Source organism: Algoriphagus sediminis (genome assembly GCF_030403435.1).
Taxonomy (GTDB): Bacteria; Bacteroidota; Bacteroidia; order Cytophagales; family Cyclobacteriaceae; genus Algoriphagus; species Algoriphagus sediminis.
This window is the reverse complement of record NZ_JAUEPH010000001.1, coordinates 45674-69637: the sequence shown is the minus strand read 5'-3', so window position 1 is coordinate 69637 and position 23964 is coordinate 45674. Positions and strand designations below refer to the sequence as shown.

27 protein-coding genes are annotated in these 23964 nt (G+C 40.1%); 14 read left to right on the top strand and 13 right to left on the bottom strand.

The window, feature by feature from the left end; translation table 11 throughout:
- Window positions 1-52 precede the first annotated feature (52 nt).
- From QVH07_RS00355 to QVH07_RS00340, 4 genes are all read left to right on the top strand, one after another.
- Window positions 53-2359, top strand: a complete 2307-nt coding sequence (locus tag QVH07_RS00355) for a fasciclin domain-containing protein (protein ID WP_289998114.1) — start codon at window positions 53-55, stop codon at window positions 2357-2359.
- A gap of 79 nt (window positions 2360-2438) precedes the next feature.
- Entirely contained in the window at window positions 2439-3488 is a 1050-nt protein-coding gene (locus QVH07_RS00350) for a sensor histidine kinase (protein WP_289998113.1), read from the top strand.
- Window positions 3469-4242 (top strand): LytR/AlgR family response regulator transcription factor, encoded by a 774-nt coding sequence (locus QVH07_RS00345; RefSeq protein WP_289998112.1) that lies wholly within the window; start codon window positions 3469-3471, stop codon window positions 4240-4242. The genes QVH07_RS00350 and QVH07_RS00345 overlap by 20 nt, the downstream gene beginning before the upstream one ends.
- A gap of 10 nt (window positions 4243-4252) precedes the next feature.
- Window positions 4253-4618: a hypothetical protein gene (locus QVH07_RS00340; RefSeq protein WP_289998111.1), complete on the top strand. Its 366-nt coding sequence runs from the start codon at window positions 4253-4255 to the stop codon at window positions 4616-4618.
- Here QVH07_RS00340 and QVH07_RS00335 read toward each other — a convergent pair.
- The 5 genes from QVH07_RS00335 to QVH07_RS00315 are packed head-to-tail and all read right to left on the bottom strand — an operon-like array spanning window position 4611 to window position 8338.
- Window positions 4611-6182, bottom strand: a complete 1572-nt coding sequence (locus tag QVH07_RS00335; RefSeq protein ID WP_289998110.1) for an NFACT RNA binding domain-containing protein — start codon at window positions 6180-6182, stop codon at window positions 4611-4613. The two genes, QVH07_RS00340 and QVH07_RS00335, sit on opposite strands and share 8 nt — an antisense overlap.
- Complete coding sequence (locus QVH07_RS00330) at window positions 6182-6946, bottom strand: MBL fold metallo-hydrolase (RefSeq protein ID WP_289998109.1); 765 nt, start codon at window positions 6944-6946, stop codon at window positions 6182-6184. The genes QVH07_RS00335 and QVH07_RS00330 overlap by 1 nt, the downstream gene beginning before the upstream one ends.
- Window positions 6943-7221: a hypothetical protein gene (locus QVH07_RS00325; RefSeq protein WP_289998108.1), complete on the bottom strand. Its 279-nt coding sequence runs from the start codon at window positions 7219-7221 to the stop codon at window positions 6943-6945. Before QVH07_RS00325 ends, QVH07_RS00330 begins: the two co-directional genes overlap by 4 nt.
- Window positions 7222-7602 carry a response regulator gene (locus QVH07_RS00320; protein WP_289998107.1) on the bottom strand — a complete coding sequence of 127 codons (381 nt, stop codon included), beginning with the start codon at window positions 7600-7602 and terminating at the stop codon, window positions 7222-7224.
- The gene (locus tag QVH07_RS00315) at window positions 7589-8338 is read right to left on the bottom strand and encodes an Hpt domain-containing response regulator (RefSeq protein ID WP_289998106.1); all 750 of its coding nucleotides are present in this window, start codon (window positions 8336-8338) and stop codon (window positions 7589-7591) included. Before QVH07_RS00315 ends, QVH07_RS00320 begins: the two co-directional genes overlap by 14 nt.
- 17 nt (window positions 8339-8355) lie before the next feature.
- Between QVH07_RS00315 and miaA the strand changes: the two genes are divergently transcribed.
- The gene (gene miaA, locus QVH07_RS00310; RefSeq protein WP_289998105.1) at window positions 8356-9276 is read left to right on the top strand and encodes a tRNA (adenosine(37)-N6)-dimethylallyltransferase MiaA; all 921 of its coding nucleotides are present in this window, start codon (window positions 8356-8358) and stop codon (window positions 9274-9276) included.
- On the opposite strand, the gene QVH07_RS00305 is transcribed toward miaA, so the two are convergent.
- On the bottom strand, window positions 9261-9524 hold the full coding sequence (locus tag QVH07_RS00305) for a hypothetical protein (protein WP_289998104.1): 264 nt from the start codon (window positions 9522-9524) through the stop codon (window positions 9261-9263). The two genes, miaA and QVH07_RS00305, sit on opposite strands and share 16 nt — an antisense overlap.
- Window positions 9525-9597: 73 nt before the next feature.
- Window positions 9598-10572 carry a 6-phosphofructokinase gene (gene pfkA / locus QVH07_RS00300; protein WP_289998103.1) on the bottom strand — a complete coding sequence of 325 codons (975 nt, stop codon included), beginning with the start codon at window positions 10570-10572 and terminating at the stop codon, window positions 9598-9600.
- A 110-nt stretch (window positions 10573-10682) separates the two neighbouring features.
- On the opposite strand from pfkA, the gene QVH07_RS00295 reads away from it, so the two are divergent.
- Window positions 10683-11573, top strand: a complete 891-nt coding sequence (locus tag QVH07_RS00295; RefSeq protein ID WP_289998102.1) for an aldo/keto reductase — start codon at window positions 10683-10685, stop codon at window positions 11571-11573.
- A gap of 62 nt (window positions 11574-11635) precedes the next feature.
- Window positions 11636-13813 (top strand): acylase, encoded by a 2178-nt coding sequence (locus tag QVH07_RS00290; RefSeq protein ID WP_289998101.1) that lies wholly within the window; start codon window positions 11636-11638, stop codon window positions 13811-13813.
- A gap of 55 nt (window positions 13814-13868) precedes the next feature.
- On the opposite strand, the gene QVH07_RS00285 is transcribed toward QVH07_RS00290, so the two are convergent.
- Window positions 13869-14243 (bottom strand): single-stranded DNA-binding protein, encoded by a 375-nt coding sequence (locus QVH07_RS00285; RefSeq protein WP_289998100.1) that lies wholly within the window; start codon window positions 14241-14243, stop codon window positions 13869-13871.
- Window positions 14244-14470: 227 nt separating this feature from the next.
- Here QVH07_RS00285 and mog point away from each other — a divergent pair, with 227 nt between their 5' ends.
- From mog to QVH07_RS00265, 4 genes are all read left to right on the top strand, one after another.
- Window positions 14471-15004 carry a molybdopterin adenylyltransferase gene (gene mog, locus QVH07_RS00280; protein WP_289998099.1) on the top strand — a complete coding sequence of 178 codons (534 nt, stop codon included), beginning with the start codon at window positions 14471-14473 and terminating at the stop codon, window positions 15002-15004.
- Between the two features lie 93 nt (window positions 15005-15097).
- A complete protein-coding gene (locus QVH07_RS00275) occupies window positions 15098-15472 on the top strand; it encodes a DUF2116 family Zn-ribbon domain-containing protein (protein ID WP_289998098.1) in 375 nt (124 codons plus the stop codon).
- 9 nt (window positions 15473-15481) lie between these two features.
- Window positions 15482-15763 (top strand): GNAT family N-acetyltransferase, encoded by a 282-nt coding sequence (locus QVH07_RS00270; RefSeq protein ID WP_289998097.1) that lies wholly within the window; start codon window positions 15482-15484, stop codon window positions 15761-15763.
- A gap of 46 nt (window positions 15764-15809) precedes the next feature.
- Window positions 15810-16553, top strand: coding sequence for a sulfite exporter TauE/SafE family protein (locus QVH07_RS00265; RefSeq protein ID WP_289998096.1), 744 nt, complete (start codon window positions 15810-15812; stop codon window positions 16551-16553).
- A gap of 2 nt (window positions 16554-16555) precedes the next feature.
- Here QVH07_RS00265 and QVH07_RS00260 read toward each other — a convergent pair whose 3' ends face one another.
- On the bottom strand, window positions 16556-16807 hold the full coding sequence (locus QVH07_RS00260) for a hypothetical protein (protein ID WP_289998094.1): 252 nt from the start codon (window positions 16805-16807) through the stop codon (window positions 16556-16558).
- A 136-nt stretch (window positions 16808-16943) separates the two neighbouring features.
- Here QVH07_RS00260 and QVH07_RS00255 point away from each other — a divergent pair, with 136 nt between their 5' ends.
- Together QVH07_RS00255 and QVH07_RS00250 are read left to right on the top strand one after the other, a co-directional pair.
- Window positions 16944-18464: a S10 family peptidase gene (locus tag QVH07_RS00255; RefSeq protein ID WP_289998093.1), complete on the top strand. Its 1521-nt coding sequence runs from the start codon at window positions 16944-16946 to the stop codon at window positions 18462-18464.
- Window positions 18465-18470: 6 nt separating this feature from the next.
- On the top strand, window positions 18471-19547 hold the full coding sequence (locus QVH07_RS00250) for a serine hydrolase domain-containing protein (protein ID WP_289998092.1): 1077 nt from the start codon (window positions 18471-18473) through the stop codon (window positions 19545-19547).
- Between the two features lie 12 nt (window positions 19548-19559).
- Here the strand turns inward: QVH07_RS00250 and QVH07_RS00245 are convergent, their stop codons facing one another.
- The 3 genes from QVH07_RS00245 to QVH07_RS00235 form a co-directional block, all read right to left on the bottom strand.
- Window positions 19560-19943, bottom strand: a complete 384-nt coding sequence (locus QVH07_RS00245) for a response regulator (RefSeq protein ID WP_289998091.1) — start codon at window positions 19941-19943, stop codon at window positions 19560-19562.
- 140 nt (window positions 19944-20083) lie between these two features.
- Window positions 20084-21718 (bottom strand): chaperonin GroEL, encoded by a 1635-nt coding sequence (gene groL, locus QVH07_RS00240; RefSeq protein ID WP_289998090.1) that lies wholly within the window; start codon window positions 21716-21718, stop codon window positions 20084-20086.
- A 34-nt stretch (window positions 21719-21752) separates the two neighbouring features.
- Window positions 21753-22031: a co-chaperone GroES gene (locus tag QVH07_RS00235; protein WP_289998089.1), complete on the bottom strand. Its 279-nt coding sequence runs from the start codon at window positions 22029-22031 to the stop codon at window positions 21753-21755.
- 212 nt (window positions 22032-22243) lie between these two features.
- Here QVH07_RS00235 and QVH07_RS00230 point away from each other — a divergent pair, with 212 nt between their 5' ends.
- Window positions 22244-22963: a hypothetical protein gene (locus QVH07_RS00230; RefSeq protein ID WP_289998088.1), complete on the top strand. Its 720-nt coding sequence runs from the start codon at window positions 22244-22246 to the stop codon at window positions 22961-22963.
- On the opposite strand, the gene QVH07_RS00225 is transcribed toward QVH07_RS00230, so the two are convergent.
- The gene (locus QVH07_RS00225) at window positions 22960-23901 is read right to left on the bottom strand and encodes a sterol desaturase family protein (protein ID WP_289998087.1); all 942 of its coding nucleotides are present in this window, start codon (window positions 23899-23901) and stop codon (window positions 22960-22962) included. The genes QVH07_RS00230 and QVH07_RS00225 overlap by 4 nt on opposite strands.
- Window positions 23902-23964 lie beyond the last annotated feature (63 nt).

Here is a 23964-nt window from a genome sequence, read left to right as displayed (position 1 = left end):
TATCAAAAGTTCTTAATCTATGTTTATACATCAAACTAAACAATAGACACCGATGAAAAAATTACTATCCTTTTTAGTCTTAGGACTATTTTTAATAGGAGCCATTTCTTGTGAGAGCGAGGATTATCAAGGCCCTATTCCTTCTCCGACCTTAATGGAAGCAGCTGAAGACGCTGGCTTAACCACCCTTGTTGCAGCAGTTAGAGCAATACCAGGGTTAGAAGCTACTCTTCAAGACCAGCAAGCCATTACCGTATTTGCCCCTACCAATGATGCTTTTGCAGCTGCTTTGGAAGCCTTTGATGCCACTGATCTAAACGATTTGGTAGATAAATTAGGTGGTGCTTCTAACCTACAGACTGTTCTTGGTTTTCATGTCGTGCCAGCTGTTGCTTTTTCACAAAACTTGAATGAAACAAACGTATTTACCACTGTTTCAGGGCAGCAGCTTACAGTTAATTCCGCGCCTGGCATCGTAACAGTTGTAGATGCTGCTGGAAATACAGCACGTGTGATCCAAGCTGACGTAGAGATTGAGAATGGTGTTGTGCATGTGATTGATCGTGTTCTTTTACCTGAATTAGATTTACCAAAGCCAACTCTTGTTGAAGCTGCAACTGATGCAGGTTTGACTACTTTAATTGATGCTGTATCTGCAGTGGATGGATTGCCTGAAGCACTACTAGGTGCTGACGCAATAACTGTTTTTGCGCCGACTAATGAAGCTTTCGCAGCCGCACTTGAAGTATTTGGTGCAGCTGACTTGAATGAACTTGTGACAAAAATAGGTGGAGTAGAAAATCTTGAGACTGTGCTTGGCTTCCATGTGGTTCCTGCAGTTGCTTTTTCAACTGATCTTGAGCCTAGCAACTCATTCACCACTTTGTCTGGACAGAATATTACCGTAGAGGTAGCAGGTGGAACTGTAGAAGTTACGGACGCACTCGGTAGAACTGCCCAGGTGGTTGCTGCTGACATCGAAATTGAAAACGGTGTTGTGCATGTAATCAACGGTATGATGCTCCCTGATTTGATGTTCCCAAATATTGTAGAAGCTGCAACAGAAGCAGGTCTTACCACTCTGATAGATGCTGTAACCGCTGCTGGTTTGGGCCAAACCTTGCTAGATGCTGATGCTATCACAGTATTCGCTCCAACCAACGATGCTTTTGCTGACGCTTTAGCAGCTTACAATGCAAACAGCTTGGATGAACTTGTTGCTAAAATAGGTGGAATTGAGAATTTGCAATCTGTATTAGGTTTCCACGTGGTGCCAGCGGTAGCGTTCTCTACGGATCTTGAACCTATGAATACCTTCACCACTTTGAACGGACAGGATATCACTGTAATGGCCAATGGTGGAAGTGTTACTGTTACTGATGCTCTTGGAAATACAGCAAACGTAGTAGCAGCAAATGTTCCAATAGAAAATGGTGTAGTACACGTAATTGATAGAGTACTCCTACCAAACCTTGAGTTACCAAATATTGTAGAAGCCGCAACTGATGCTGGTCTTACCATTCTTTTGGATGCAGTAACAGCAGCTGGTTTGGGTCAAACGTTATTAGATGCTGAAGCTATCACGGTGTTTGCACCAACCAATGATGCTTTCGGAGCAGCTTTAGAAGCCTTCAATGCTAGCAACCTTAATGAGCTTGTAGCAAGAATTGGAGGAATTGAAAATCTGCAATCCGTGCTTGGTTTCCATGTAGTTCCAGCGGTTGCATTCTCTGGTGATCTAGGTTCTTCAAATACATTTACAACCTTGAATGGCCAGGACATTACTGTAGAATCTAGTGGCGGCAATGTGACTGTAACCGATGCTCTTGGAAACACGGTAAATGTTGTTGCAGCTGATGTTGCCATCGAAAACGGAGTAGTACATGTAATCGACGGTGTTCTTTTACCAACTATTGATCTACCGAATGTGGTAGAAGCAGCTACAGCGGCTAATTTGACCATTCTTATAGATGCAGTAACTGCCGCTGGGCTTGGTCAAACATTATTGGATCAGGAGGCGATGACTGTGTTCGCTCCAACTAATGACGCATTTGGTGATCTTTTGACTACCCTGGGTGTAGGATCTCTTGAAGAGCTAATCGATCTACTCGGAGCTGAGGCGGTAGTTAAAGTTCTTGGATACCACGTGGTACCAGCCACTGCCTTCTCTTTCGATCTTGCGGATGGAGAGCAAATGGTTCCAACCCTTGCTGGTGAGATGTTGACCGTAACCAGAAATGGAGCAAATGTTACCGTAACTGATAGTGCAGGAAGTACATACAATGTAATTGTTCCTGATGTGGCTATCGAAAATGGTGTCGTTCACGTAATCGATGGAGTGGTATTGCCAACTCTATAAAAGTGAATTGTTATGAATCAGGGATGGGAGACCATCCTTGATTCTTTTTTAAAACCTTGTGGAGGAAACGGAGAAGGGTATGCAAATTAGGGATACTACAGTTGGAATATTTGGACATAGGTTCAATTGGTTGTTTGCGGGCTTACTTGGTATTTATTCCTTCCTCAACATCGTAATACTTGAAGGTGACAGACTTTATCAGGTCGAGGCCTCAAACCAGTCAATATTTTTTGTAATACTCGGAATAAGTTATTCCATATGGTTCGGTAATTTTTTAATTGAGCGAAAGCTATTACCCTTATATACCAAATTTCACCCTTTACTAATACAGTTTATAGCAAGCTTTGCCTTGGCGGGAATAGTAGCTATGGGTTCAGTAGCTATTAGCGGGATTACACTTGGTGGAGCATACAGTTTTGTAGGGAAAAACCTACTACTTACTGGAGGATTTGCATTTAGGATAAACCTATTTTTGAATTGCGTGAACGCAATAGTTTTTTTTAATAATCGCTTTCAGCAAAAACAAATCGAAACGGAAAAGTTAAAAACTGAGACTATCCGAGCTCAGGTGGGTTCGCTGAATGCTCAATTAAACCCGCATTTCTTTTTTAATAACCTTAATGCCTTGTCCGAGCTGATAAGCTCTGACGTCAAAGCTGCTGAAAAATACTTACAGAATCTCTCAAAGATTTATAGATATGTACTCCAAAATAATTCAAATGAACTGGTCTCGCTTCATCAGGAAATGAATTTTTTAAATTCTTATCTGGATTTATTGGATGTTCGTTTTGGAGATTCCTTAGATATTGAATTAGAAGATTTTGACAAAAAAAATGAAGTATTTATAGCTCCTGTTGTACTTCAGCTTCTTATTGAGAACATTGTAAAGCACAATTTTTTCACTTCCAAAAAGCCACTAAAAGTGGTGGTTGGAAAGGTGGGAGAATCAATTTCTGTTTGGAATGAAAAACAGAAAAAAAATGTGGTTGAAGAATCCATGGGTATTGGACTTAAAAACATAATTGAGAGATATGCGTTTTTAAATCGCGAAGTCATAGTGAATGATCTCGATGATTCTTTTCAGGTCCTAATCCCTTTGATTCACCAACATGAAGATTCTATTAGCTGAAGATGAGCCCTTAGCGCTCAAAAAAATAAAGATTATCCTGGAAAGGAATTTTCCTCATTTTGAGATTTTTGAAACAGTTGAAAGTGTCGCAGAATTTGAAGATGCGATTAATTCAAATGACAATTATGACCTTTTGCTATGTGATATTCATCTTGCAGACGGCCTTGTTTTTGAAGCTTTAAGTAGGGTTTCAATAACCTGCCCGATAATTTTTATAACGGCTTATGATTCTTATTCACTTGAAGCTTTTAATCATTTTTGTTTAGACTATATCCTAAAGCCAATTGATGAAGACCGACTAATTGAGGCATTTTCGAAGTACGACAGATTAAGAAATGATTCTTCGACTCCGAAAGTGGATACTTCTGTTTTCGAGCAAATTTTAAGAAATTATACTTCAAAGAATTACAAAAAAAGATTTCTAGCTAAGTTTGGTTCTAAGTTCAAATTCATCCCAACTGAGGAAATTTCATGTTTTTATTCTAAGGATGGAATTACTTATTTGATGAAGATTGGTTCTACTCAGAAATTTATTGTCGATTATAACCTTAATGTGCTTGTGGAGGAGCTATTAGATCCACTTAAATTTTATCGAATCAATCGATCAGTCATCATTCACCTTGATGGTCTGATGGAAATGAGACCCTATACTAATGGAAGGTTATCTCTTACCATAGATGGACCAAATTTAGAGGATGCTTTGGTTGTAGCGAGGGAGAAGGTGTCTGATTTTAAAAATTGGATTAACCAGTAACCCTTCAGTTATGAGAATATTTCTTCTCTTTTTTTTCAGTTTGATCTGTTCAAGTCATTCGCTTGCCCAAAGTTTGAACTATCACCCTACCGATACCCTTCAAAGAACCATAATACAAGTTCAGCAGGACCTGTATGAGGTAGAATTGAATTTGCATAAGGCTCAAAAAGATCTAACCACCGGGATTATTATTTCCACTATCGGGTATAGCGTAACCATCCTTGGAGGTCAGTTATTAGGCGATAATCCGGATGTGGGTAGGGCCCTTCTTTATGTAGGAGGTGCCACAGGGATTACAGGTACAGTTTTTTTGATAAAGGGATTTAAAAAGTTGAGTGTGGGGCCACCGAGACAACCGGTTTATGGGCCTAATTAGATTTCCCAAATAGGACCTCTGGGCTTTTTGGTTCTACCATTATCACCGTCTCCTTATCTACGGCCACTGAGCCAGCTGGGCTTCCTTTTACTTTCCTTACAAACTTCACCTGAGTGAAAATAACAGGAGCCAGAGGTTGTGATTTTGCCTTAGAATAGTGAGCGGCTAAAGAACCTGCTGTTTCTAAAATATCATCTTTTGGCTCTGCCATTCCTTGCCATTTTATGACGACATGTGAGCCTGCCACATTTCTGGCATGTAACCAATAGTCATTCTTTTTCGAGTATTTCCGTAGCATTTCGTCATTTGCCTTTGCAGATTTACCGACCCATATGGGGTAGCCCTTATAAGTAAACTCTTTGAAAGGAAGCATTTCAACATCTCTCTTTCCTTTGGGATTGATGTCTTTTGACTTAATGAATTTCTTAAGGGTTCTATAGTCTTTTACGGTTTGCAATTCTTCAAGAATGATTTCCGAAGCCTCAAGAGATTTCTGTTTATGCTTTATGTTTTTTTCTAGTTGTTCCCATTCTAATTTCCTGGTTTTTTTCTTTTTATAAAGCTTTTCTGCATAAGCCTGAGGAGTTTGGTTGGCAGGAATGCTTATAGTCCTTTCTTCTTGAGTATAGAAATCATAAATCCTAGCTTCTCCATTTTTAAATTGATGCAAATTGGCCATGATAACATCGGCAAGTTGGGATGGAGGAGGGCTGGATTTTAATGTCTCTAGATTCGCTTTAGCTTTTTCTATAAAACTTCGGGTTCTCTTGATCTGATCATTTTGCTCTTTGACAAGTCGAGCTTTGCCCTGTTCAAATTGAGACCGAATTACTCCGTAGTAGAATAATTCATTGGCTGCTTGGATAGGATCACCAAACTCTTTGACGGTAATTTCATCCGGGTGAGGAAGCAGACTCAATTCATAGGAATGACCTTGCTTGATGATACGATAATGGGGTGTATCCAATATATCCCTTAGCTCTTCCAGGAGCATCCATTTTTTTTCCAGATCGGATTCTGGGTAACCTCTTTCCTTCAGCCAATCCCTTGGAATTTTACCCAGAGTTGGGATAAATCGGGAGGCATTTCCATCAAGTTTTTCGAAGTTTTCAAAAGTTAAATCAAGCTCTTTTTTTAAATCTGAAACCTTGAGATTTAAATCATCTTTGAATTTCCTGATAAAAATTTCAATCGGTAAATCCTCAGAAGGTGAAAAAAGGAGACAGTTGCTTCTGTTTCCATGAAGTTTAAATAGAACCAAGTGACCTGATTCTGTCTTCAAAAAGAAGGATCGATCATTTGGTATAACCTTGACAACCGAGATTTTCGATCCCCAAATAGCTTGAAATATATCTTTGCTATTTTGTTTTGCCCTGCTGATTTTCTCGGGAAATGAGAAAAATGTTCTGGGCGGGTCAATCAAAAGTTTGAGGTGTAATTCACTACTCAGTTCGAATTGAATTTCCCGATCTTTATGAGAAAAGCAGGATAATATTGACTTCCCTATAAGTTGAGTTTCTAAGGCAGGACAAAGAAATTTTAAGTAGTGATAATTCAGGTGCATCAGTCCAAATTTAGGACCAGACCATCATAAGCCAAAGAGATACCGTTTTCGAGTGATTCATCTATTTCAGCATGTTCCCCTAACTTATGAGAAATGTGAGTAAAATAGGTGTTTTCAGCTTTGACTCTTCTTGCAACTTCTACAGCCTCCTCTAGAGTAAAATGTGAAATATGCGGTGTTTTTTGCAATGCATTTAGCACCAAAACTTTGACTCCTTTTAATTTTTCGAAAGTCTCCTCAGGAATAGAGTTGGCATCTGTGATATAAGCGAAATCCTTTATTCTAAAACCGAGGACTGGAAGCTTATAGTGCCAAACTGGCAAAGGCACAATCTCTACACCGTCTATCTTGAACGGTCTTTCATCAATTTCAATACGATTTACCTGAGGAACACCGGGATATTTTTTTTGGCTGAAAACATAGGCAAACTCTGCGGAGATTTGCTCTAAAACTTGCTTTCTCCCGTAGACGGGCATGTCCTTCTTTTGCTTAAAATTAAATGGGCGAATATCATCCAGGCCAGCTGTATGATCTTTGTGCTCATGGGTAAAAAGAACCGCATCCAATTTTTTTACCTGGTTTTGCAGCATTTGCATACGGAAATCAGGCCCTGTGTCCACCACGACATTCAATTCTTCTACCTGAATGAAAATAGATGATCGGGTTCGTTTATCTCTAAAATCCAATGATTTACAAACAGGACATTCACAGCCTATCACGGGAACACCTTGAGAAGTACCAGTACCGAGGAAAGTTACTTTCAAAATTTAAGCGTGGTTTGTCCTAGTTTTTCCAGAAAATCCTGATCTGCTTTATTCGCGAAATCCTGTGGGTTAAGCTGTAGTTCTGAAAGAATTTCAATAAGGGCATTGATCTTTCCATCCAGCGGAAAGTACTTATTGATGATGACTATTTTAGTGTCTTTTAAAATACAGTAGCCAGACTTGAAGTTGCCTTTTTCATAGCGGAGAACGTATTCTGACCCCGCAAACAGGTTTTCTAGTTTATCAAGAAAATGCTTCGTGTATTTTATCGTCATCTACTTATTTATGATCTTCTTCACGGTTGCCAAAAGCAAGTCATAATTTAATGGTTTTTGAAGAAAATCAGTAAATCCCATCGTCTTATATTGCTCTTTGGTGAAGTTTTTAAGATTACCTGTAATCGCAATAATTGGAATGGATGCTTTTGCTTGGTCAGGAAGGTTTCTAATAGCCTTTGTACATTCTATTCCATCCATTTTGGGCATTGAAATATCCATCAAAACTAAATCAAAATCCTCATTCTGTAGGAGATCCAAAACCTGGGTTCCATCTTTTGCTGACTTGATTTCATAATTTTCGAAAGAAAGAACACTCTTGGTCAAATTTATGATAACCGAGCTATCCTCGCCTACTAATATTCTCTTAGTGCTGTCCATTGTTAAATATGGTTGGGCTTGCAAGAAGCATCTCTAGGGAGCCTACTTCTTTGCGAATTATGGGTATGAATTTCTTAGCTTCTAGGGTATTTTGGTCCCGTGCGAACTCTTGTGCCTTTGTGCTGAGATCGTGAATTTTTTGAGCTCCCAAAGTTCCTGAATTTCCTTTGATCGTATGAAAAACCTCTATGGTTTTTCGTTGACTATTATCAATTAATGAGCTTTCAATGCGATCTAGTAATTCCCTGGTTTCCAGAATAAAATCCTGATAGATTGAGATTAATCTCTCTTTTGAATTAAAACTTATGAGCTCCTTTACCACTTGTTGGTTTAAGGCAGAAGTGTTTTCCTTTTCTTTAAGCTGTTGTGGGGTTTCTTTCAGAGCACGATCTACTATTTTTATTGTCTCTCGTGCTGATGCTGGTTTTTTGATAAAACCACTAAAACCAAATTCTTGATATCCTTCTGTCGACATTTCTGCCGAAGCGCTAGTGGCCACGACCGGAATTAAGAGGGTTGGGTACTCGAGACAACTTCTTCCATCAAATCCATCTATATGGATGTCCATAATCATCATTTGAGGGTTTTCCGATTCCAAAATTTTAGTGGCTTCGTCAAGCGTTTTCACGATGAATAAGTCGTAAGTTCTACTTAAGAGATTCTCAAATATTTTTTGATGTAAAGGCTGATCTTCGATGATCAGTATTTTTTTTCTTGATGTCTGGTTATTTTGCATTCCAAGAATATTCAAAAGTGACTTTAAAAAAGCCCAAAAAGTATCTAATTCTGATAGTCGGTCCCACTGCAGTAGGAAAGACATCCCTGTCTATAAAAGTAGCTAAAAATCTACAGACTGAGATTATTTCATGTGATAGCAGGCAGTTTTATTGTGAGCTTGAAATTGGCACTGCCAAACCGAGCCAAGAGGAATTGGATCAAGTTCCACATCATTTGATTAATAGTCGATCCATTCATGAGAATTACGATGTAAAGAAGTTTGAACAGGACGCATTGGCCATTCTTGATAAACTTTATAAGTCAAAGAATCTGGTTGTGATGACGGGTGGATCGGGATTATTTGCTGATGCTATAACCAATGGCTTTGATCCGATTCCAGAAATCCCCAAGGAAATCCGTGAGGAACTAATTGATCAGTACGAGAGACTTGGGCTGAAATATCTTCAGGATGAGCTTCTACAAGCTGATTCGGAATTTATGAAGGTTGCAGATATTCAAAACCCAAATCGATTGATGCGTGCTTTGGAAGTATTTCGAGGAACTGGCAAGCCCTTTAGTTCATTTAGAAATAAGGCTCTTGCTAAAAGGAATTTCGAGACAATACAGATCGGAGTGGAGATGGAGCGAAAAGCACTTTATGATCGAATAAACCAAAGAATGGACTTAATGATCGATAAAGGACTTTTTGAAGAAGCAGAGAAGTTTTTTCCACTTAGACATCTCAATGCACTTCAAACCGTTGGTTACTCCGAGGTATTCGGATATCTAGAAGGAGAATATGACCGGGAAGAAGCCATTAGGTTACTAAAAAGAAACTCTCGAAGGTATGCAAAACGCCAAATGACCTGGTTTAAAAGAAATCCAAAAATCAATTGGTTTGAGGCTGGGGATGAAGATGGGGTTTTGAAGTATATCCAGGCTCAGTTGATGGGCTGAAAACCGCTAATTTTTGCCACCCAGTTATATGGTGCCTTTGCAATCAGCTGATTGAACTGAACCCTATTTACCTTGAGATCGCGAATTTTATCCTTTGCCGAGCTATCAAGATTTAGACTCTTTGCTTCAGTTTTAATCTTTTTGAGGAAAGCCTCAACCGTTTCACTCTGTATCACCAGATCCTTCAGTTTTTCGATCTCCTTAAGTTCTTGGCGGAGCTCCAGGTGCCGATTCAGTTTTTTCTGCATGGAATTTCGCACAGTCAGAAAAAAAAGGAGACAAGCTCCCCCTAGGGTAAGAAAAATTGGAATAAATCCCATATCAGATACTTAAGACTTTTATTAATTCAAGGTGATCAGGAATAATAGGTTTTTCCTTTCCTATGCAATCCTGAAAAGGAGTGTACACTACTTCCTGATTAGTGACTCCTGCCATGCAATTTTGTTTGCCTGCCAAAAGTCCATCCACTGCTGCCATCCCACATCTACTTGCCAAAACACGATCTCTGGCCGTTGGGTTTCCACCTCGTTGGATATGCCCAAGTGTGGTCACCTTAAATTCTTTGGTGTTGTCATTTAGTTTAGTTTTTACCTTTTCCATGATCACATCTGCACTTCCTGCATCGTCTCCCTCCGCTACCACAATCACACTGGAAGTTTTCGTTTTTCGGAGGTTTTTCAGGTCTTTGACCACAGAGTCAAGATCGGTTTTGGTTTCGGGAACCATCACGAATTCAGCACCACCACCTATTCCGCATTCAACGCCAATAAAGCCTGCATCACGCCCCATAACTTCAATAAAGAAAATTCGATCATGAGAAGCAGCTGTGTCTCGAATCTTGTCGATTGCCGCCAATGCAGTATTTACAGCCGTATCAAAACCAATAGTATAATCCGTTCCATAAATATCATTGTCTATAGTGCCAGGGCAGCCTACGGTAGGGATTCCATACTCTTCGAAAAAAATCTTTGCCCCGGTAAAGGTTCCATCTCCACCGATTGCCACTATTCCTTCAATCCCATGCTTTGCAAGGTTCTCATAAGCTTTTTTCCTTCCCGCAGGAGTCATGAATTCTTTCGATCTGGCAGATTTTAGAATAGTGCCTCCCCGCTGTACAATGTTACTCACAGAGTGGGTATACATCCTTTTGATGTCTCCATCGATCATCCCTTCATATCCACGGTAAACACCATAAACTTCCAATTCTCGAAAAATAGCAGTCCTGACTACGGCCCTCAAACAGGCATTCATTCCTGGACTGTCTCCACCTGATGTAAATACAGCAATCTTCTTCATTTTAATAGGTTTCTTGTGCAAAAGTAAGCGAATCTAATAGGTTTCTATCTTTATCTAATGTTTTTAAATGGTTAAAATATTAGACTAATTTTAAGTTAAAAGCCAGTCCTATGGAGTATACCAACCTCGAAAAGGTGAACCTGAAGTTATCAAAATTAGCCATTGGGACTATGTCCATGCCGGATGATTTTAATGAAGCACAAAATATGATTGACTTCGCTTTTGAGAAAGGAATTAATCTTTTGGATACAGCGGATTTGTATGAAAAAGGGAAGATAGAAGCCCTGATGGGCAAAGCTCTGAAAGGAAGAAGAGATGATTTTCTCATAGCGAGCAAAGTTGGAAATGTCTGGAATTCAGATGGGGTTTCCTGGCACTGGGATCCTAGCCCAAAGCAAATACGTAAAGGTTTGGAAATGAGTCTGAAGAGGCTTAAAACGGATCGAATCGATATTTATCAATTGCATGGAGGAACACTGGAAGATCCATGGGATGATATTTTTTCCACATTCGAGGATTTAAAGTCTGAAGGTAAGATTCGAGCCTACGGAGTTTCATCCATTCGGCCTAATGTGGTTAGAATTGTTTCTAAGAATTCAAATGCTTCCACAATTATGTCACAATATTCCCCCTTGGATCGCAGGCCGGAAGAATCCATTTTTCAAATGGCTACTGAAGCCGGAATTAAAATTCTAGCTCGGGGTGTTTATGCCAAAGGTTTTTTGATAAATAAAATTCCTAAACCTTATTTGACTTACACCGAGGCTGAAGTGGAATCAACACAAAAACTGATTAATTCTTTTGAGTATTCTGGAGAGGCAATGCTGATTGGATTTTCTCTGGCTCAGCTAGCTATCGGAAGTCTGGTAATTGGAGCTAGTAGTTTAGCACAATTAAAATCTACATGTAAAGGTTTTCAGGAGTCAAAAAAGATACCAGCGGGATTGATCTCTGATTTACAATCCAAATTGCCTGTGAACTTCTATGATTCCCATCGGTAAATTCTTGCTTTGATTTAAGTGAATATTTCTCATTATTTGAACCCATCACGAATTTCAAACATATGAGACGATCACCACTTTTAATCCTTTTTTCTATTCTGGTATTTGCTGCCTGTCAGCCTCAAAAAGATCCTGAACTCAAAAAATGGGAAGAACAGGCTTCCAGAGTAGAGATTATTCGGGATGATTATGGAGTGCCCCATATTTACGGTGAAACTGATGCGGATGCCGTTTTTGGTCTATTGTACGCTCAATGTGAAGATGATTTCAGGAGGGTAGAGCGAAATTATGTTTGGGCGACCGGTAGGCTCGCCGAACTTTTAGGAGAAGAAGCAATCTATTCAGATGTACGAGCCAATATGTATATGACCGAGGCTGAGGCAATCGCGGCTTATGAATCAGCCCCGGAATGGTTGCAGGAACTTTGCCAGGCTTTTGCAGATGGAGTTAATTATTATTTGGCTACTCATCCTGAGGTGACTCCTCAAGTGATTACGAGATATGAACCCTGGATGCCAATGTTTTTCAGTGAAGGATCGATTGGGGGTGATATCGAGCAGATTCCTACTCGGAGAATCCAGGCTTTTTATGAAAATGAGCCTGTGATGGCGGGTTTGGAATCATATGAAGAATGGAAGTCTCCAGAGCTTATGGAGGAACCGGCAGGATCTAATGGGATTGCAATTTCCGGAGAGCTGACCGAATCAGGAAATGCCATGTTGCTAATTAATCCACATACTTCGTTTTACTTCCGGCCCGAGGTGCATGTCGTGAGTAATGAAGGGCTTAATGCTTATGGTGCAGTAACTTGGGGGCAATTTTTTGTTTATCAGGGTTTCAATGAAAAAACAGGTTGGATTCATACTTCCACCCGTGTAGATTTTATAGATGAGTTTGTGGAGGATGTAAAGGAGACGAGTGATGGGAAATTGGTGTATCAGTACGGGGAAGAAGAAAAACCTTTGGAGTCTTTTGATATCTCTTTGAAATACAAAACTGCAGAAGGTGAAGCAAGCAAAGATTTTACGATTTATCGCTCCCACCATGGTCCAATCACTCATAAAATAGGAGAAGACTGGGTTGCCACCAAAATCAATTGGGATCCAGTTAACGCACTTTCTCAAAGCTATATGCGGACAAAATTGGCCAATTATGATGAGTTTCGGGAGATGATGAATATCCGCACTAACTCATCCAACAATACTGTTTTTGCCGATGCTGAAGGAAATATTGCCTATTTCCATGGAAACTTTATTCCTAAGAGGAATCCTGAGTTTGACTTTAGTAGACCTGTGGATGGAAGCGATCCTGCTACCGATTGGCAAGGATTACATACGGTTGATGAAAGTATAGTCATCAAAAACCCTGAAACAAATTGGATCCAAAACTGCAATTCCACCCCCTTTACCGCAGCAGGTGAGTTTTCACCAAAACGTGAAGATTATCCATTTTATATGGCTCCGGATCAGGAGAATTTCCGCGGTATCCATGCCGTTCAGGTTCTCAAAGATGCAAAGGATATGACAATCGAAAGTTTTATTGAGATGGCATATGATCCGTATTTACCTGCTTTTGCAGAGCTTATTCCTGAATTAATTCAGGCTTACGACCAAATGGGTCAGAATAACCCAGAAGCGATTGAAGTCCTGAAAGATTGGGATTATCGCACGGGGCTTGAATCCGAAGCAATGACTCTGGCTCATTTTTATGGGATGACTTATGCCAGGTCTGTGGGTTCAATTAATCGGTTTATTGATCATCCCAGCATTCTTGGAGAGTATGAAATTCCAGAGAAATCTGAATTGGTCGAGGCTTTCGATAGGACCATTACAGAGCTAGTAGATGATTTCGGGACATGGAGGATTCCTTGGGGAGAAATGAACCGTTTTCAGCGCTTGAGTGGGGAGATTGATGCGGATTTTGATGATGATAAGAGTTATATTCCAGTAGGGATGGCTTCGGGTCGTTGGGGTGCTTTAGCTGCCTTTGGTTCTCGGTCCACTGATAATACCAAGAGACTTTACGGCTACCGAGGTAATAGCTTTGTAGCTGTTGTAGAATTTGGGGATAAGGTGAGGGCGAAAAGTCTTTTGGCCGGAGGCCAAAGTGGAGATCCAAATTCTCCTCATTTCATGGATCAGGCACAATTGTATGCTGATGAAGAGTTCAAAGATGTGGCCTATTATCGTGAAGATGTGGAGAATAGGATGGAGGAAAAATATAGTCCAGGAATGAGATAAAAAAAGCCGGGATCGACCTTCGATTCCGGCTTCCTTTTTTTGGATCAATAACCACTTAAAATGGTAGATCTGCTTCAGCTTCCTTAGCCTTAGTTTTTCGATCTCCCATCAATAAGAGATCATTGATTACAATTTCGGTAACGTATCGCTTGATACCATCCTTATCGTCATACGAACGATTAGTGATCTTACCTTCTACTGCGATTTCTGATCCTTTTTCGGTGTACTTTTCCATGATCTCAGCAAGCTTTCCCCAAGCCACGATATTGTGCCAGGTTGTTTCTTCCACACGCTCACCTTTCTGATTTTTATAGACTTCATTTGTGGCAAGGCTCACGCGGCCTACAGACTTTCCGCTTTCAAGCTTCTTGATTTCAACTGCGTTTCCAAGACGTCCGATTAGCTGTACTTTGTTTCTTAATGCATTCATGATTGTATAGATTTTGGTTAGAAATTTTGAATGATGATTTTCTGTTTCGAAAACCTTTGATCCAAAGTTGGCAGATAGGGCTGGTGCGATTCGGGAGAGAAATATTTGTATCCGTTTGTTGTCGTTTGTTGTCGAATAAATAGCTTAAAATGAGTTTTTAGAAGGATTTTATTAAAAAAATATTTAACTAGAAGACTTGAAATTAAAAGGAAAAAGAACCAATAATCATGACTAAAGCCAAAATCGGAATAGTAACTGTCAGTGATCGGGCCAGTGCAGGCGTGTATGAGGATGTAAGTGGAAGAGCGATTATCGATACCCTAAATGATTATTTGAAATCTGAATGGGAGGAATGCTATCGAGTTATTCCAGATGAACAGGCGCTTATTGAAAAGGTCTTAATTGAAATGGTGGACCAGGAAGGTTGTTGTCTGGTGATTACTACCGGCGGAACCGGTCCTGCAAAAAGGGATGTGACACCCGAAGCTACCGAGGCAGTTTGTGACCGCATGATGCCTGGTTTCGGAGAGCTGATGAGAATGGAGTCTTTGAAATTTGTACCCACCGCAATTTTATCCAGACAGACAGCTGGCCTCAGAAATAATAGTTTGATAGTCAATCTTCCCGGCAAGCCAAAGTCTATTCGTGAATGTCTGGATGCTGTTTTCCCGGCTATTCCATATTGTATTGATTTGATGGGAGGTCCATTCCTGGAGTGCAATGAAGAAGTGATGAAGCCCTTTCGACCGAAGAAGAAGTAAATTCAGTTGTCAGTTGTCAGTTGTCAGTTGTCAGTTAGCTAAACCTAAGATTCAAACTATGAATTCTGGAGATTGAGCCGTATCTTTTTACTTATGAATTCCCAAACTGCAGAACGTAAATGCTTGAATTGCGGAGAACCGCTTAAAGGTAGAATTGATAAAAAGTTCTGTGATGACCAGTGTCGCAATAACTATAACAATGCCCAAAAAGCGACCACCACGAATCTGATCAGGAATATCAACAATGCTTTAAAAAAGAATCGAATGATTCTTCAGGGATTTATACCGGAAGGAGAAAATCTTGGCAAAACTACGAAGGACAGGCTTCTTCGTGCTGGCTTTCAGTTCAAGTATTTTACCCACACCTATGAAAACAAAAAAGGGAATCAATACTTTTACTGCTATGACTTTGGTTATTTGGAGCTAGATTCCGACTGGTACCTGGTAGTCAAGGGGAAAGAATCCTAAATTAAACTTATGGAAATCAAGCATCAATCTGATGGCCGTCGGGGCTCTTTTTATATCGGGTCCTCAGACGCCAAAAAAGCAGAAATGGTTTATGTCATGGCTGGGCCATCCAAAATGATTATTGAGCACACTGAAGTAAGTGATGATTTGCGAGGGGAAGGATTAGGAATGAAGCTTCTTGAAGCCCTGGTGGAGGAAGTCAGGGAGAGAGAAATTCGGGTACTTCCACTTTGTCCCTTTGCCAAAGCCAGTTTCCAAAAAAGAGAGGACCTTCAGGATGTCCTTGTTTAATTTTAATTCCTGAGGTTAACCTTGTTATCATTCGATTTTTGAAGTTTTGATTCTTGGACTTAGTGTATTTCAGTTCTCAGTTTTAGCCCTGGCAGCTTTCATTCTGGGTCTGTCAAAATCGGGCATTAAAGGAATCAGCGTAATCATTGTGGCGATGCTGGTTTTTATTTTTGGTGCCAAAGAGTCCACTGGAATTTTGCTCCCCATGCTGATCGTAGGAGACATTTTCGCTGTGATTTATTATAATCGGCATGCCCAATGGCGATTCCTTTGGAAGCTACTTCCCTCTATGGTGGTAGGTGTGATTTTGGGAACCTGGGTGGGTGAGATAATCCCAGAGGAAGCCTTTCGAAAAAGTATGGCGGCCATCATTTTGATTTCCATAATTATGATGGTTTGGTGGGAGAGGCGAGCTTCAAAAACCGTCCCTGATAATCTTGGATTTGCTAGTGCTTTGGGTCTCACCGCAGGATTCACCACTATGGTTGGGAATCTGGCTGGATCATTCGCAAACCTCTATTTTTTGGCTATGCGATTACCAAAAAATGCCTTCATAGGAACTACTGCCTGGCTTTTTCTAATCATTAATGTTTTTAAAGTTCCCTTCCACATTTTTAGCTGGGAAACCATCAACACTGATTCCATCATAATTAGCTTGATCACGGTGCCTTTTATTTTTCTTGGCCTTTTTACTGGGGTGAGAATTTTGAAAAAAGTAAATGAGAAGATGTTTAGAAACTTCATATTCCTAGCTACTGCGGTAGGAGCTATTTTGATTTTCTTCTCCTGAGATCAGAAAGTGGCCAGAATCATCACCAGGACAAAAACAATCATAAAGATTAGGGGAATTAGCCATCTGATTCTTCTTTCCTGATCTCTTTTTTTATTGAGAATTTCGATGTTTTCTGCCAGATCCGATGGGTTTGTAGCGTTCTCCCTGGCATTAGCAGAATTTCCTGTTCCTTTTTGGCGTATTTTTCCGAGGTTTCGATTTTCTCGAAATGAATCGCTTGCTGCTTTACTGAAACCTGCTCCTCCTGTCATGATTTATTGGTAAGAATGCTAACCTAAGTTAAATGTTGTTTGGCATTTGACAATGCCGGTTAAAAGGCAAGATTAGAAAAGCCTCGCTTTCCTTTTGATCTGATTTACCTATATTCCGAGTGCAAAACCACCAATCATGAAAAATATAAGAATACTATTTTTTGCCCTTGCCTTAACAGGATCTATCCATTTTGCGCAAGCACAAGAAGACGAAAAGAAAACTAAGAGTGAAGATCCAGTTGCGGAAGTATTTGAAAGTAATCAATCCGTTACGATCGATGGGCAGACCATTAACCTTAAAGCCATGGCAGGCACCATGGAGCTGAAAGATGAAAATAATAAGCCCATAGCCCTTTTTGGATATACAGCTTACTTCAAGGAGAATGCAGGAAAGGATAGGCCAATCATTTTTGCTTATAATGGTGGCCCAGGTTCCTCATCTTATTGGCTTCACATGGGAATCATGGGACCCAAGCGAATTGTGGTTGATGACCCAAATTACAATCAACCTGCTCCTTATGAATTAGCAAACAATGAATATTCTATCCTGGATATGGCGGATGTAGTGATGATGGACCCTGTAGGTACCGGCCTAAGTGTTCCGATAGGGGAGTCAGAAGGAAAAGACTTTTGGGGTGTGGATCAGGATATCAGAAGTGTCAGCCTTTTTATCATGCAATTTTTGAAGGAGCACGATCGTCTAAACTCGCCAAAATATATTCTTGGAGAAAGCTACGGGACTTTCAGGAATGCAGGAGTGATGGATTATCTTTTGGGTAAGGGATATGCGCTGAACGGAGTTGTGATGGTTTCCGCAGTCTTTGATTTGAGAACTTTGTTCTTTGAGCCATATGAGGATATTTCTTATGTGGTTTTTTTACCCACCATGGCGGCTACAGCCTGGTATCATGATCAGCTGTCACAGAAACCGGATGATTTCGAAGCATTTATAAATGAAGTAAGGACCTTCACTGAAATGGAGTACACACCGGCGTTATTCAAGGGGAATAGATTATCAGATGCGGAAAAAGGACAGGTCGCTCAAAATTTGGAAAAATATACAGGGGTATCTGCCGAAATATGGGAGCGTGCAGATTTAAAAATTGAGGCGGGTGAGTTTTTTCAAGAGCTACTCAGGGAAGAAGGAAACACAGTAGGTAGATTAGATTCGCGATATAAAGGAATAAATCTTGACCCCATGTCTATGGACTCCTTCACTGATCCCCAAAGTGATGCTATTTCCCCTGCCTACACGATGGGGTTCCTTGATTACTTTCATGGGGATTTAGGAGTCAGCAAGGATTGGAATTATTCGACTTCTGCCTATGCCAAGCCCGGTTTCAATTGGGATTGGTCTAGAGGAGGTGGTAATAGTTTTGGAGCCACACCATCCATTTCCACACTTCCGGATATGGCCAATGCCTTGAGCAAGGATCCAAATGTGAAAATCCTGATTATGAATGGCTATTATGATTTGGCTACAGTTTTTTATGGTGTAGAACATTCCATCTCTCGGTTAGATTTGCCAAAGTCGGCTTTGGACAGAATCAAAATGACCTATTACCAAGCGGGACATATGATGTACACGCACCTTCCATCCGCACAACAATTCAGGGATGACCTAAAGAATTTTATTGAAGACACTTTACGAGAGTAAATCTGGATGAGATCAATTGTTTGGAGGTTTTTACTAAGCCTTTTGTTCCTTTTTCCTTTGGGCCTTCTGGCCCAAAGCTCTTTATATTTCCCACCTACTGATTCAGACGAATGGGTTAAAAAAGATTTGAATAGTCTGGGCTGGAATAATCAGGAATTGGCAAGATTTCTCGAATGGCTTCCCTCACAAGGTACTCGGTCTTTCATAATATTGAAGGATGGGGAAATTGTAGTTGAGGAATATTGGGGAGCCAAACTAACTGGCTTAGGTGATATGGATGAGGATGCTCTTTGGTACTGGGCTTCAGCTGGAAAAACACTTACGTCCAGTCTTCTAGGAATAGCTGAAAAAAAGAAGCTCCTAAAAGTGAAGCATTGTACTTCGAAATATTTGGGTGAAGGATGGTCTTCTTTACCATCCAAAAGAGAGAAGGAAATCAAGATCAGTCATCAGCTCACAATGACAACGGGCCTAGATGAAAGAATTGAAACTCCAGATAATACAGAGCCCGAAAATCTAAAGTTTTTTTCATTGGCAGGTCAGAGGTGGGCATATCATAATGCTCCTTACACCCTCCTTACAGAGGTGCTCTCTGAAGCTTCCGGTCAATCCCTAGTAGAGTTTTTCCGTTCCTCATTGGGGGATAAAATTGGCATGACAGGGACTTGGCAAAATGTGGGTGAGAGCAAGGTTTTCTACAGCAATGCGAGGTCAATGGCAAGGTTTGGGTTGTTTCTTTTGAATCATGGAGTCTGGGATGGAGAAGAACTGATTCGACCAAAATATTTCGAATCAATGGTTAGTTCGGGAAGTTCAGATAATCCTTCCTATGGATATTTGACTTGGCTGAATTCTGCAGAAGGCTTCAAGGTTCCCGGGATTCAGAGAAAGTTTCCAGGCAAACCAGTTGAATCTGCCTCCGAAGATATGTTCATGGCATTAGGAAGAAATGGTCAAACACTTTTGGTCGTTCCTTCTGAAAATCTGGTCATTGTCCGGATGGGCACGTTCTCAAATGAAATTCTGTTCCCAAAAGCATTTGTGAATCAGCTTTGGGACCGAATGAATAAAGTGATTAATTAAGATTCATTCTCCTTACAGAGAATCTATATGCTCTGTGAGTTTTTCTATAGTCAGAGGCTTTTCTAAAAAGCCGGAAACGATAGAATATTCTTGGGCTTTGATACGATCTAGAAAGTCGATGGAGCTTGAAAGAATCAGGATGATATCATTACGGTTTGAAAACCTATCCAAATAATTATCAAGAAATTCCCAACCATTCATAACGGGCATATTGATATCTAGGAGAATTAGAGATTTTTCAGAAGGATCCAGCTTTTGTAAAAATTCCAAAGCCGACATTCCTGCGAGAAATTCATGGGTCATTTCTCCCAATTCCACTTTGGAAATCAGTCTTTGATTGATCAGATTATTAATCGGATCATCATCCACTAATAAAATATTCTTAAAGTGTGCCATGGAGGCAGATGCCTGTGTTAAGTTGTTTCAAAGTACAACTTTAATATTAGGTTTGACAAAAAAATTATTCATTTTTCTTCTACTTTTTCAAAAAAAAAGAGAAACCAATCGGTTTCTCTTTTTTTTAGCTTGAGATGAAATTACATCATTCCACCCATTCCGCCGCCACCCATTGGAGGCATAGGAGCCGAACCAGCTTCTTCTTTCTCATCAGCTACCACACATTCGGTAGTAAGAAGAAGAGCAGCGATAGAAGCAGCATTCTCAAGCGCTAATCTGGTAACTTTAGTAGGATCAATTACACCAGCTTTGAATAGATCTTCGTACTGATCAGTTCTCGCATTGTATCCAAAGTTTCCTTTGTTTTCTCGAATTTTATTGATCACCACTGAAGGTTCTCCACCGGCATTCAATACGATGGTTCTCAATGGAGACTCGATCGCCTGACGTACAATGTTGATACCTGTGTCCTGATCTTCGTTTGATCCTTTAAGGTCATTTAGGGCTTCTGAAGCTCTGATCAAAGCGACTCCACCACCTACTACTACACCTTCCTGTACGGCAGCTCTGGTGGCATGAAGAGCATCGTCTACACGATCCTTTTTCTCTTTCATCTCTACTTCAGTAGCTGCACCGATGTAAAGAATAGCGACTCCACCAGATAGCTTAGCAAGTCTTTCCTGAAGTTTCTCTCTGTCGTAATCAGAAGTAGTTTTTTCGATCTGAGATTTGATCTCAGAAACTCTTCCTTTGATAGCGTTGGCATCACCAGCACCATTTACTACAGTAGTGTTGTCCTTATCGATGTTGATTTTCTCAGCTCTACCAAGCATATCGATAGTGGCATTCTCAAGTTTGAAACCTCTCTCTTCAGAGATTACAGTTCCTCCTGTAAGGATAGCGATGTCTTCAAGCATTGCTTTTCTTCTGTCGCCAAAGCCTGGAGCTTTAACTGCTGCTACCTTAAGAGCACCTCTGATTTTGTTTACCACAAGAGTTGCCAAAGCTTCACCGTCTACATCTTCAGCGATGATTACTAGTGGCTTACCAGTTTGTGCAACTGGCTCCAGTACTGGAAGAAGCTCCTTCATAGAAGAAATCTTCTTATCATAGATCAAGATGTAAGGCTGCTCAAGCTCAGCTTCCATCTTTTCAGTATTAGTTACGAAGTAAGGAGAAAGGTATCCTCTGTCAAACTGCATACCTTCTACGGTCTTCACTTCAGTTTCAGTACCTTTTGCTTCTTCTACAGTGATCACACCATCTTTACCTACCTTTTCCATAGCATCAGAAATCATGTTACCGATTTCGTCGTCATTATTGGCAGAAACAGTGGCTACCTGAGCGATTTCTTTTGAAGTACTTATATGCTTTGAGTTCTCTCCAAGCTGCTTAACTACAGCTGCTACAGCCTTGTCAATACCTCTTTTCAAGTCCATTGGGTTTGCACCTGCTGCTACATTTTTGATTCCCACTCCGAAAATAGATTGGGCAAGTACAGTTGCAGTAGTAGTACCGTCACCTGCATTATCAGCAGTCTTGGAAGCTACCTCTTTTACAAGCTGAGCTCCCATGTTTTCGATAGGCTCGGACAATTCGATTTCTTTTGCCACTGATACACCATCTTTAGTGATAGTAGGTGCACCAAACTTCTTATCGATAATGACATTTCTTCCTTTCGGACCGAGAGTTACTTTTACAGCATCAGCAAGAGCGTCCACACCTTTTTTCAGTTGGTCTCTCGCACTTGTGTCGAAAAATAGTTCTTTAGCCATATTTTATTCTTTTTAGGTTAATTTTTTAGATTGATTAAAGTACCGCGAAGATATCAGACTCTCTCATGATGAGGTAGTCATTTCCTTCTACACTAAGTTCAGTTCCGGAATACTTTCCGTATAAAACGTTGTCACCAACCTTTACGGTTAGTGGCTCATCCTTTTTACCATTTCCTACTGCAACGACAACACCTTTTTGAGGCTTCTCTTTTGCAGTGTCAGGAATGTAAAGACCTGAGGCAGTCTTTTCTTCAGCAGCTGCAGGCTGTACCAAAACCCGATCTGCTAGTGGCTTGATGTTCACGTTTGACATAGTTTATTTTGATTTAAGGTTAGATTAAAATTCAGATGCCTTAGAGCAGTTCTTATGCCAATAGACTTTTTTAGAAAAACACTGACAAATCGGCTGAAATTAACTGTCAGTAGGATTTACACTCTCCAAAAATTCTTTTTTAATCTGTCAACTTTTCGTTAGGACTAGTACTTTTTGACATAATGTTTTATCTTTTCTAATAAAGAGTGCTTATGAAATCATTACCTAAGAATTGGATAACTGAAGGAACTATTGATTTTGAGTACAAAAAGTACCAGTTGCTTTCGTATCTCAAAGCTTCTGGAGAGTCTTTCCAGTCGCTAAAACTTTATCCACCTTTAGCAGATCTCGTAGACCATCATCAAAACCTGGCAGATCTCAAGTCAAGTGCCGAAAGCGTAAGGGCTCTTTTCCCAAAGAGAATCACAAAAATTGATTTAAAGACTGGTAACCTAGATTATTCGGAAGTCTTTGGAGATAATGAGGTGATCAAAGAAATTCATGAAATCGCTGATTACGCCCGTCCAAAAATCAAAGAAAAGATTGAGGAGGGAGTAGAGATATTTGAATTCATTAATAGTAAGATCGAGTTCGAGCCTGTAGGGATTTTACCTATTTACAGACGAGAAGGCTATGTTTTATTGACGCGTGAAACTCGTCCGGAAATCTCAGTTTTCCGATTTAAATCCAGCCTGATAGAACATGCAGGGGACAGATTTCGAAGTATTTCCATTTGGCTGATCAAGACCCCGAAGAAAACTATTTTTCAAACCATGGAACAGATTAAATTAAGCTTGATAAAGGAAATCAAGGAATTACCTAATCCAGCCACTTGGAGAATTCATAGCGAATACGATGTCCCGTTGCAGGAAACGCTTTTACCTATCAGTAAAAGGTTGATTTTGAGAACTGTGGCTGAAGAAGAGAATTAAACTGCCGGTACAGGCTCCTCCTTATTCTCCTTTGATTCTGGTTTAGGTTGCCCTTCCAGAGCTTCCTTAATTTTACGATTCTTAATAACCTCTGCGGAGGGTTTGCCAAATAGAATTATTCGAGCTTCCTTCCAAGACTTTGCCTGCCATAAATCCTTGACAATGTCGTTCCATTCGTGAAAGACAAGATATACTGGATTATAAGAAGTCACCGGCTTTGTGATACCGTATGTAGGCCTTTCGGCTTCGGGCATAAATGTTCCGAACATTCTGTCCCAAATAATAAATGTGGAGCCATAGTTTTTATCCAAGTAATGCTCATCGCTGGCGTGATGAACCCGATGATGAGATGGTGTGGTAAAGAAAAACTCAATTGGTCTTGGGAGCTTCTTAATGTATTCAGTATGAATCCAAAACTGATATAATACCGCTATTTGGTGACAAATGAAGAATACGAATGGATCAAAGCCCATAAGCATAACCGGAATGAAGAATACGATTTTGATATGCTGAGTCCAACCTAGTCTAAACGATACACTTAAATTATACTTTTTAGAATTATGATGGGTGATATGAGTAGCCCACCAAAATCTCTGTTCATGTGCTACCCTGTGTGCCCAGTACCTAGCGAAGTCTATTGCAAAAAAGCAAATTATGAATGACCACCATGTTGCGGGGATTTTAAACGGTGCTAGATTATAGAAAAATAGCGCGGTTCCGAAAGTCGCTAATTTGATCAGAGCTGAGATCCCTACATTTACCAACCCAATGGATGAGGCTGCAAGGAAATCTTTCTTATCATACGTGTCTTTCTTCTGGTATAAGCTAATTCCCCATTCTAAAAAAACAAGGGCGAACATAACTGGGGCTGCCCATAAAATGATATTTGGCCAGGATTCAATATTGAGATCCTCTAGCGTCAACGCAGATTCGAACATAAATAGAAATAAGGGTGAATTTTAAATTTGCCTAAAAATCTAAAATAACTCCAAAAAATTTAA

Bases quoted from the DNA above. Each gene is read 5' to 3' on its own strand.
- QVH07_RS00290 (WP_289998101.1), top strand. From the start codon at position 11,636: ATGAGACGATCACCACTTTTAATCCTTTTTTCTATTCTGGTATTTGCT.
- mog (WP_289998099.1), top strand. From the start codon at position 14,471: ATGACTAAAGCCAAAATCGGAATAGTAACTGTCAGTGATCGGGCCAGT.
- QVH07_RS00340 (WP_289998111.1), top strand. From the start codon at position 4,253: ATGAGAATATTTCTTCTCTTTTTTTTCAGTTTGATCTGTTCAAGTCAT.
- QVH07_RS00245 (WP_289998091.1), bottom strand. From the start codon at position 19,943: ATGGCACACTTTAAGAATATTTTATTAGTGGATGATGATCCGATTAAT.
- QVH07_RS00325 (WP_289998108.1), bottom strand. From the start codon at position 7,221: ATGACGATAAAATACACGAAGCATTTTCTTGATAAACTAGAAAACCTG.
- QVH07_RS00335 (WP_289998110.1), bottom strand. From the start codon at position 6,182: ATGCACCTGAATTATCACTACTTAAAATTTCTTTGTCCTGCCTTAGAA.
- groL (WP_289998090.1), bottom strand. From the start codon at position 21,718: ATGGCTAAAGAACTATTTTTCGACACAAGTGCGAGAGACCAACTGAAA.
- QVH07_RS00225 (WP_289998087.1), bottom strand. From the start codon at position 23,901: ATGTTCGAATCTGCGTTGACGCTAGAGGATCTCAATATTGAATCCTGG.
- QVH07_RS00350 (WP_289998113.1), top strand. From the start codon at position 2,439: ATGCAAATTAGGGATACTACAGTTGGAATATTTGGACATAGGTTCAAT.
- QVH07_RS00275 (WP_289998098.1), top strand. From the start codon at position 15,098: ATGAATTCCCAAACTGCAGAACGTAAATGCTTGAATTGCGGAGAACCG.
- QVH07_RS00320 (WP_289998107.1), bottom strand. From the start codon at position 7,602: ATGGACAGCACTAAGAGAATATTAGTAGGCGAGGATAGCTCGGTTATC.
- pfkA (WP_289998103.1), bottom strand. From the start codon at position 10,572: ATGAAGAAGATTGCTGTATTTACATCAGGTGGAGACAGTCCAGGAATG.
- QVH07_RS00315 (WP_289998106.1), bottom strand. From the start codon at position 8,338: ATGCAAAATAACCAGACATCAAGAAAAAAAATACTGATCATCGAAGAT.
- QVH07_RS00235 (WP_289998089.1), bottom strand. From the start codon at position 22,031: ATGTCAAACGTGAACATCAAGCCACTAGCAGATCGGGTTTTGGTACAG.
- QVH07_RS00345 (WP_289998112.1), top strand. From the start codon at position 3,469: ATGAAGATTCTATTAGCTGAAGATGAGCCCTTAGCGCTCAAAAAAATA.
- QVH07_RS00270 (WP_289998097.1), top strand. From the start codon at position 15,482: ATGGAAATCAAGCATCAATCTGATGGCCGTCGGGGCTCTTTTTATATC.
- QVH07_RS00255 (WP_289998093.1), top strand. From the start codon at position 16,944: ATGAAAAATATAAGAATACTATTTTTTGCCCTTGCCTTAACAGGATCT.
- QVH07_RS00355 (WP_289998114.1), top strand. From the start codon at position 53: ATGAAAAAATTACTATCCTTTTTAGTCTTAGGACTATTTTTAATAGGA.
- QVH07_RS00250 (WP_289998092.1), top strand. From the start codon at position 18,471: ATGAGATCAATTGTTTGGAGGTTTTTACTAAGCCTTTTGTTCCTTTTT.
- QVH07_RS00230 (WP_289998088.1), top strand. From the start codon at position 22,244: ATGAAATCATTACCTAAGAATTGGATAACTGAAGGAACTATTGATTTT.
- QVH07_RS00295 (WP_289998102.1), top strand. From the start codon at position 10,683: ATGGAGTATACCAACCTCGAAAAGGTGAACCTGAAGTTATCAAAATTA.
- QVH07_RS00285 (WP_289998100.1), bottom strand. From the start codon at position 14,243: ATGAATGCATTAAGAAACAAAGTACAGCTAATCGGACGTCTTGGAAAC.
- QVH07_RS00305 (WP_289998104.1), bottom strand. From the start codon at position 9,524: ATGCAGAAAAAACTGAATCGGCACCTGGAGCTCCGCCAAGAACTTAAG.
- QVH07_RS00260 (WP_289998094.1), bottom strand. From the start codon at position 16,807: ATGACAGGAGGAGCAGGTTTCAGTAAAGCAGCAAGCGATTCATTTCGA.